The sequence below is a fragment of the Citreicella sp. C3M06 genome (assembly GCF_018860705.1).
Lineage (GTDB): Bacteria > Pseudomonadota > Alphaproteobacteria > Rhodobacterales > Rhodobacteraceae > Salipiger.
The window spans coordinates 1-1,977 of sequence record NZ_JAHKQA010000071.1 but is presented as its reverse complement, the minus strand read 5'-3'; the positions used below and the strand labels follow the sequence as shown (position 1 = coordinate 1,977).

Here is a 1,977-nt window from a genome sequence, read left to right as displayed (position 1 = left end):
TATGAATCCTGACCCTAGGGAAAGTATAAAAGCATATTCAAAAAGAAGTAGCGGTAGGCAGCCCGAACTTCGGCTGACCCCGGCGCAGTTCTGCATTCTCGCCAGCCCCGGCTTCGAAGACGCGGTGAAGATATACACCCCTCCAGGCGCGCCACCAGATTGGCGCACGATCTCTGCTGCGGCGAAGGACTGGGCTCAAGTTCGGGGTATCCCGGCGGGTCTCTGGCAGAGGCAGGTCGACTGCTTCGGCTCAGAGAAGGCCGCCGTCTGTTTGCTGGTTGCAGACCGAAATGCTGAGAGGGAGGGCAGCGCACATCACGTCGATGATATGCGACGCGCGTTCCTCGGCCTGGCTCGGAATACCGCCGCGCGGGGTTCTGCGCTTCAAGGATTGATTGGAGAGCTCCAGGGGCTTCAGCGTCAATTGCGCGCCGCTGGTAACAGGTCGGACGGCGCCGACCAAGTACCGCGGAGTGGTGGTGAGATCGCCTCCCATACGGCAGGCGAGCCACCGCTGCGCAGCCGCCGAGGGCGGCTCTCTGGAAATATCGGTCACGGATACCGCGAAAGCTGAGGAAGGGCAGAGTTATGGTCACAAGACGGACATCAAGTTCACCCACGTCTTACGACGCGGGAACAGGCGAGGGGGCGATGCCCCCTTCGAACCCCCGGGCAGTCTCGGTTTCCAAGTACATGGATGAGCTATCCAAATCGATCACCTTCCGGGTGTCGCAGCTTGAGAAGGAGACCCTGGACGATATTGCGCGACGGGCGCGCCGCCCGCTGGCGGAGTTGCTGAGAGAGGCCCTCGGCATGGTGACCTCCGGCCACCGAAGTAGCGTTCCGATCGCGCCGCCTGAGCTGCTGCGCGCAGTGGCTCGGATTGAGGCCGACATGGACGAGGTCACGCGCGTCTTGCGGAGGGCTAAAGTCGACGATGGTTTCCTAGACCACTTGGCGATCGTCAGCCTGCTGGTCAGCATCGACCAAAAGCTTGGGAAGTTGGCGCACAGCCATTGGAGCTGGAGATGATGGTCAAGTTCTTCGCTCACGGCCAAGGCGAGGTCGCTCCGGCCGTGAAGTACCTCATCGACGAATTCGTCGTAGACTATGATCAGCACCGACAGCCCAAACGGGATGCCGCGGGCAAGGTCAAACGCACCCGCCGCACGATCATGCCCGAAGTTCTGAAGGGCCATCCGGAGCGCATGATCGACCTCGTGGACGCGGTGCCACATCGCTGGAAGTACAAATTGGGCGTGCTGAGCTTTGCTGCCGAGGATGCCCCGACCGAAGCGCAGCAGCGCCAGCTCATGGAGGATTTCGAGGCTTTCGCCTGCCCAGGGCTGAGGCATGATCGTTACCGGGTGCTCTGGGTGCGCCACCTCCATGTCGGCCGCGTCGAGCTGCACTTCATCATGCCGAGAATGGACTTGCTGACCGGCAAGGCGCTGAACATCGCGCCGCCGGGGCATGAGCAGTCCTTCCTAGCTTTCATGGACTTGCACAATCGCCGCCATGGCTGGGCAGACCCGATGGACCCGGCGCGGGCACGCGACGTGAAAAGCATCGCCGAGGCGCCCGAGCGCGCTCAGACTCGAGCGGAGGTCAATGAATGCGTGCAGGCTCAGGTCGGTCTAGGAGCGATCCATGACCGTGTCTCGCTGCTCGAGGCGCTCAAGGGCATCGGATTCGAAATCCCGCGGGCCGGGGCCAATTACATCACCGTCGCGGACCCGGACATGCCGGTGAACAAGTGGCGCTTGAAAGGAAAGTACTTCCATGTCTACTGGACCGCAGATACAACTCAACCCCCGCATTCGGCAGAACATGGAGCAGATGCTGGAGGCTCAGCTCGACTCGCTGCAATCCCAGTTGCAGAGCTCGAACGCTGCGTTGCGGAAGACTGCGCAAAGCGTCGCGCGTACAATCTCGGACGATTTGGAGACCCTGCAGCACGGCGTTGTTGCGCAAATC

Annotated in this window: 2 protein-coding genes and 1 pseudogene; 2 read left to right on the top strand and 1 reads right to left on the bottom strand. The window is 61.7% G+C overall.

Features of this window, described 5'->3' with window-relative positions:
• Window positions 1-250: 250 nt before the first annotated feature.
• The gene (locus KO516_RS14915) at window positions 251-556 is read right to left on the bottom strand and encodes a hypothetical protein (protein ID WP_216004579.1); all 306 of its coding nucleotides are present in this window, start codon (window positions 554-556) and stop codon (window positions 251-253) included.
• A 137-nt stretch (window positions 557-693) separates the two neighbouring features.
• On the opposite strand from KO516_RS14915, the gene KO516_RS14910 reads away from it, so the two are divergent.
• Window positions 694-1,032, top strand: a complete 339-nt coding sequence (locus KO516_RS14910) for a hypothetical protein (RefSeq protein ID WP_216004578.1) — start codon at window positions 694-696, stop codon at window positions 1,030-1,032.
• Window positions 1,029-1,977: pseudogene (locus tag KO516_RS14905) on the top strand (mobilization relaxase); the annotation flags it as partial. The gene KO516_RS14910 and the pseudogene KO516_RS14905, both read left to right, overlap by 4 nt.